This window comes from Shimia sp., assembly GCF_041624275.1.
In the GTDB taxonomy this organism is placed as follows: Bacteria; Pseudomonadota; Alphaproteobacteria; order Rhodobacterales; family Rhodobacteraceae; genus Shimia.
The window spans coordinates 1-5,486 of record NZ_JBFJVE010000195.1 but is presented as its reverse complement, the minus strand read 5'-3'; the positions used below and the strand labels follow the sequence as shown (position 1 = coordinate 5,486).

At 61.9% G+C, this 5,486-nt stretch carries 7 protein-coding genes; all 7 read left to right on the top strand.

What is annotated here, in order from left to right; translation table 11 throughout:
• The first annotated feature begins 93 nt into the window (after positions 1–93).
• The 7 genes from ABZD10_RS13205 to rpsM all read left to right on the top strand — a co-directional run bounded on the left by ABZD10_RS13205 (position 94) and on the right by rpsM (position 5,403).
• The gene (locus ABZD10_RS13205) at positions 94–708 is read left to right on the top strand and encodes a hypothetical protein (protein ID WP_372887142.1); all 615 of its coding nucleotides are present in this window, start codon (positions 94–96) and stop codon (positions 706–708) included.
• Positions 709–1,309: 601 nt separating this feature from the next.
• The gene (locus tag ABZD10_RS13200; protein ID WP_372887140.1) at positions 1,310–1,441 is read left to right on the top strand and encodes a hypothetical protein; all 132 of its coding nucleotides are present in this window, start codon (positions 1,310–1,312) and stop codon (positions 1,439–1,441) included.
• A 268-nt stretch (positions 1,442–1,709) separates the two neighbouring features.
• Positions 1,710–2,180, top strand: coding sequence for a 50S ribosomal protein L15 (rplO, locus tag ABZD10_RS13195; RefSeq protein ID WP_372887138.1), 471 nt, complete (start codon positions 1,710–1,712; stop codon positions 2,178–2,180).
• 106 nt (positions 2,181–2,286) lie between these two features.
• Positions 2,287–3,648, top strand: coding sequence for a preprotein translocase subunit SecY (secY, locus tag ABZD10_RS13190; protein WP_372887136.1), 1,362 nt, complete (start codon positions 2,287–2,289; stop codon positions 3,646–3,648).
• On the top strand, positions 3,645–4,286 hold the full coding sequence (locus ABZD10_RS13185) for an adenylate kinase (protein ID WP_372887134.1): 642 nt from the start codon (positions 3,645–3,647) through the stop codon (positions 4,284–4,286). Before secY ends, ABZD10_RS13185 begins: the two co-directional genes overlap by 4 nt.
• Positions 4,287–4,455: 169 nt before the next feature.
• Positions 4,456–4,749 (top strand): hypothetical protein, encoded by a 294-nt coding sequence (locus ABZD10_RS13180; protein WP_372887132.1) that lies wholly within the window; start codon positions 4,456–4,458, stop codon positions 4,747–4,749.
• Between the two features lie 285 nt (positions 4,750–5,034).
• Positions 5,035–5,403 carry a 30S ribosomal protein S13 gene (gene rpsM, locus ABZD10_RS13175; protein ID WP_372887130.1) on the top strand — a complete coding sequence of 123 codons (369 nt, stop codon included), beginning with the start codon at positions 5,035–5,037 and terminating at the stop codon, positions 5,401–5,403.
• Positions 5,404–5,486 lie beyond the last annotated feature (83 nt).

Here is a 5,486-nt window from a genome sequence, read left to right as displayed (position 1 = left end):
GGGATGCAATTTTAGGTTGCGCATGGGGTGAAGCTGTCTCAAGTTGAGACAACCGAAAAACCAACACCAAGCGAATTAGAAAGAAACATTTTGATGACCCGAAACGCCTTATCAGCAATTTGCATATTGTTTTCCAGTCCAGTTCAAGTCGTTGCGAACGAAGGCATTGCGCACTGCTTGACCATGAAAGACAACGAACTTCGCCTAAGTTGCTATGACGATGTTGCTGGATATTCTGAACCGGTGCAGGTCGACGATGAGGCAACAACTCCATGGACATTCGTTGAGCAATCAGACGATTTCACCAACAAGAACACTTCGTTTATCTCTTTAACCAGCGACATGGCGGAAAAACCTATGACTGACGCTCCGGAGGCACTCATCGTGCGTTGCGACGGTTGGGGTGGGACAGAGGTTTTCGTTGTTACAGGGGGATACATCGGATCACGCAATGACTTTGTTCCAGTTCGATACAAGTTCGGAAACAACGATCCAATAACAGAGAGATGGCATGAATCCACAAAGGGAACCGCGGTCTTTCTGCCGAATGGATACCGGGACTTTCGAAAAGGTTTAGAAAGCGGAGAGGATTTCATCTTCGAAGTAACAGACTATCGCGGGTCTCGAGAAAAGGCGCGTTTCAAAAACGGCCCTTTAACCGGCAAAGATTTTCAGTTCGTTTGGAAAGGATGCAAGTTAGAGAACTAGATAGAAACGCAATACCAGTTGAACATGGTTTCTTACCCAGGTCTCCCGCGATCCGGTTCGCACCCGACCCGCCCCGTCACGCCGAAGGCGTGCTTTTAGCCCGGGCGGCGGGTGCGAAGTCGCACCCACCCTCGGGCCGGGCGCGAACCTGGTGTTGGAGGGTGTTCGACAGGTCATGCCATGTTCATTCTGGCTAGCGCCAGAAACAGACCCCACCGCACGCCGGCCAAACCGGGTCTTAACCCGCTGCTCCTATGGTCCTTCCCGTCGCGACAGCCGGGTTTTCACCCCGGCGACACACGGAAACGGGCGTTTGGGGCCGACAGCCCGGAACGCAGAATGAACCGTTCTTCTTGCGGGCGATCCCCGTACCCATCTCCGGCCTGGCGGCGCCGCCTTTCTACCGGCCCCGATGCCTTCCCGAGACCCGATCCCAAGGGCCCGACACCCGGCCCCCCAACCCGGCCGCCCCGGTGGCGCGCGGGGCGCAGATCCATGCGATTTTCGCAAGGCCGGGATACGCAATCAGCCGCTGGTCGGCGCCGCGCCATGGGCCTATGCGGGGGGGTCGAAACGCACTTCAGGACAATGGATTCCTTTCATGGCACATGCCGCCCCCCTTTCCCCCCGCCAAAGCCGGGTTTTCGCCCTTATCGCCGTGCTGCGCGGCCTCTTGCAACGCGAGCGGCCCGGCCATTGGACCGACTATCTGCGCGACAGCCACCGCCGCTGAGCGCATCCTGCGCGCCCCGCGAAACCCCGCAGACGCCCCGCCCGACCCGGCGGGGCGATCTGCGTCTGGGGACAGGGGGAAGGCAGGGGGATGGGCAGGGGGAGGGGCAGAGGCAGGCAGGGGCGGGCAGGGCGCTGGCGCTTGCATCGGCGCATCACCTCGTCTATACGCGCCCGGTGGCGTTCCGCGCCACAGAATCAACAAGCAAGAAACGCCGTGTTTGGCCCTTTACGCTTCATGGGTCAGTTCCGGCAAAAGGAGAAGCGACATGAAACTGCATGAACTGCGCGACAATCCCGGCGCAACCAAGAAACGCACCCGCGTCGGCCGTGGCCCGGGTTCGGGCAAGGGTAAAATGGGTGGCCGTGGTATCAAGGGCCAGAAATCCCGTTCGGGCGTGGCCATCAACGGTTACGAAGGCGGCCAGATGCCGCTCTATCAACGCCTGCCCAAGCGCGGCTTCAACAAGCCCAACCGCAAGGCCTTCGCCGTCGTCAACCTCGGCCTGATCCAGAAGTTCATCGACGAAGGCAAGATCGACGCCGGTTCCGCGATCACCGAAGAGACCCTGGTGGCCTCGGGCCTGGTGCGCCGCGTCAAGGACGGTGTCCGGGTGCTGAACAAGGGCGAAATCACCGCCAAGGTCGACCTCACCGTGACCGGCGCTTCGAAAGCGGCCGTCGAGGCCGTGGAAAAAGCCGGCGGCTCGCTGAAAGTTGCTGCAGCTGCGGCAGAATAAGAGGTTGTGAGCGGGCGCAGCGCCCCTTACATACACTCCTAGTTTTCCAAACGCCGCCAGACCGGAAAACGGTTTTGGCGGCGTTTTCAGTTTAAGAGAGATCCGAATGGTATCTGCAGCAGAGCAAATGGCGGCCAACACCAGCTGGGCCGCGCTTGGTAAAGCCACCGATCTTCGCAACCGCATCCTGTTCACCCTGGGTCTGCTTGTCGTCTATCGCCTTGGCACCTTCATCCCGGTGCCCGGCATCGACGGCGTCGCCCTGCGCGAGTTCATGGAGGGCGCCTCGGCCGGGATCGGCGGCATGCTGGCCATGTTCACCGGCGGTGCGCTGGGTCGCATGGGCATCTTTGCTCTGGGCATCATGCCCTATATCTCGGCCTCGATCATCGTCCAGCTGCTGACCTCGATGGTGCCGGCGCTGGAGCAGATGAAGAAAGAGGGCGAACAGGGCCGCAAGAAGATCAACCAGTATACCCGTTTCGGCACCGTTGCCCTGGCGACCCTGCAGTCCTATGGGCTGGCGGTCTCGCTCGAGGCCGGTGAACTGGTGACCGACCCCGGCATGTTCTTCCGCATTTCCTGCATGATCACCCTTGTCGGCGGCACCATGTTCCTGATGTGGCTGGGCGAGCAGATCACCGCCCGCGGCATCGGCAACGGCATCTCGCTGATCATCTTCGTCGGCATCATCGCCGAGGTTCCCGCCGCCCTGGCCCAGTTCCTGGTCTCGGGCCGTTCGGGCGCCATCAGCCCGGCGGTGATCGTCGGTGTCCTGGTGATGATGGTGGCGCTGATCGGCTTCGTGGTCTTCATGGAGCGCGCCCTGCGCAAGGTCCACATCCAGTATCCGCGCCGTCAGGTGGGGATGAAGGTCTATGACGGCGGCTCCTCGCACCTGCCGGTCAAGGTCAACCCGGCCGGCGTGATCCCGGCGATCTTCGCCTCGTCGCTGCTGCTCTTGCCGACCACGATCTCGACCTTCTCGGGCGCCCAGACCGGGCCGATCATGTCGACCATTCTGGCCTATTTCGGCCCCGGTCAGCCGCTCTACCTGCTGTTCTTCGTGGCGATGATCGTCTTTTTCACCTACTTCTACACCTTCAACGTGTCGTTCAAACCCGATGAAGTGGCCGACAACCTGAAGAACCAGAACGGTTTCGTGCCCGGCATCCGCCCCGGCAAGAAGACCGCCGAATATCTGGAATATGTGGTCAACCGCGTGCTGGTGCTGGGCGCCGCCTATCTCGGCGCCGTCTGCCTGCTGCCCGAGGTGCTGCGCGGCCAGATGGCGATCCCCTTCTACTTCGGCGGCACCTCGGTGCTGATCGTGGTCTCGGTGACCATGGACACCATCCAGCAGGTCCAGAGCCACCTTTTGGCGCATCAGTACGAAGGGCTGATCGAGAAATCCCAGCTGTCCGGCAAGGGCCGCAAGCGCAAACGCAAGGGACCGGCACGCAAATGAACATCATCCTGCTTGGACCGCCCGGCGCGGGCAAGGGCACCCAGGCCCGCTATCTGGTCGACGACCGCGACATGATCCAGCTTTCCACCGGCGACATGCTGCGGGAAGCCAAGGACAGCGGCTCGGAAATGGGCAAGATCGTGGCCGAGGTCATGGCCGGCGGCAACCTTGTCACCGACGAGATCGTCATCGGCCTGATCCGCGAGCGGCTCGAGGGCGACAAGCAGGGCGGTTTCATCTTCGACGGCTTCCCGCGCACCCTGGCCCAGGCCGATGCGCTGGCGGCGCTGCTGGAGGAAAAGGGCGAGACCCTCGACGCCGTGGTCGAGATGCAGGTCGACGACGAGGCGCTGGTCGAGCGCATCACCGCGCGGTCCACCTGCGGCGATTGCGGCGAGGTCTATAACGACATCACCAAGCCGCAGCCGGCGGATGGCAAATGCGGCAATTGCGGCGGCAGCGAGTTCAAGCGCCGCGCCGACGACAATGCCGACAGCCTGAAGCAGCGGCTGATGGAATACTACAAGAAGACTTCGCCGCTGATCGGCTACTATTATGCCAAGGGCGCGCTGCGCCCGGTCAACGGGCTTGGCGAGATCGACGAGGTCAAGGCCGGCATCGCTTCGGCACTGGGCTGACCCGGCCCCCAAAGCCCCGGCACACCGCCATCGAGCGCCCCTTTCGGGCGCTCTTTTTCGTTCTGAGGCCCGAAACCTAGAGATATTCATAGGCCGGCGGCGATTGAACGCCGCCGCGCATGGGGACATCATTCATCTACAAAGAGCATAAAACCTGAGGCGTTTTCAGATGATTTGTCATTTTTCGGAACGGGCAGTCGACAAGGGCGGAAGGGATTGCAAGAACTGCGAGGCACGGTTCGGCTGCCTTGTCGCGGAAGAAAGCGGCGGCCCGGTGTGGATGGGGTTTCGGGCCACGGTCTGGTCGGTGTTGCTGGCCGCGTCAATTCTGCTGCTGGTGATGCGGGACGACTGGGCGATCCGCGCCGCCGCCCTGCTGCTGGCGCTGATCGGGCTGGCGATGCTGGGCCGGCTGCTGCTGCAACTGATCAGGCGGCCGAGATGGTGGCGGCGGACCATCTGAGCGCCCAACCGACCGCGCCTCGCGGCACCGGACCGTGGCAGAATCGCCGGCCCGGGCCTTGCTGCGGGCGGGCGGCGGCGACGCGGCCCGCCGGCCCTCTTGACACCCCCCGAAATCCCCCATAAACGGGCGCATCCCTTCGGGGAGAATCATTATTTGCCAATGGGGTCGCACCCCGAACGCAAGATCACCTGATCAGCTGAGGCCCGGCCGCACAACGCGTCGGGCTTACGTTGTGAAAAAAGGTTCCGGAACTACGGAACCGCAACGAAAAGGAAAGACCACGTGGCACGTATTGCCGGCGTCAACATCCCGACCCACAAACGGGTTCCGATCGCCCTCACCTATATCACCGGCATTGGAAACACCTCTGCCAAAGCCATCTGCGAAGCCGTCGGCATCGACGCGACCCGTCGTGTGAACGAGCTGAGCGACGCCGAAGTTCTGGCCGTGCGCGAGCACATCGACGCCAACTACACCGTCGAAGGTGACCTGCGTCGTGAAACCCAGATGAACATCAAGCGCCTGATGGACCTCGGCTGCTACCGCGGCCTGCGCCATCGTCGCAACCTGCCGGTGCGCGGTCAGCGGACCCACACCAACGCCCGTACCCGCAAAGGCCCCGCAAAGGCCATCGCCGGTAAGAAGAAGTAAGGGAGGGTCTGATCAATGGCACGCGAAAAGACAAAGACGAAGCGTAAGGTTTCCAAGAACATCGCCGCAGGTGTGGCGCATGT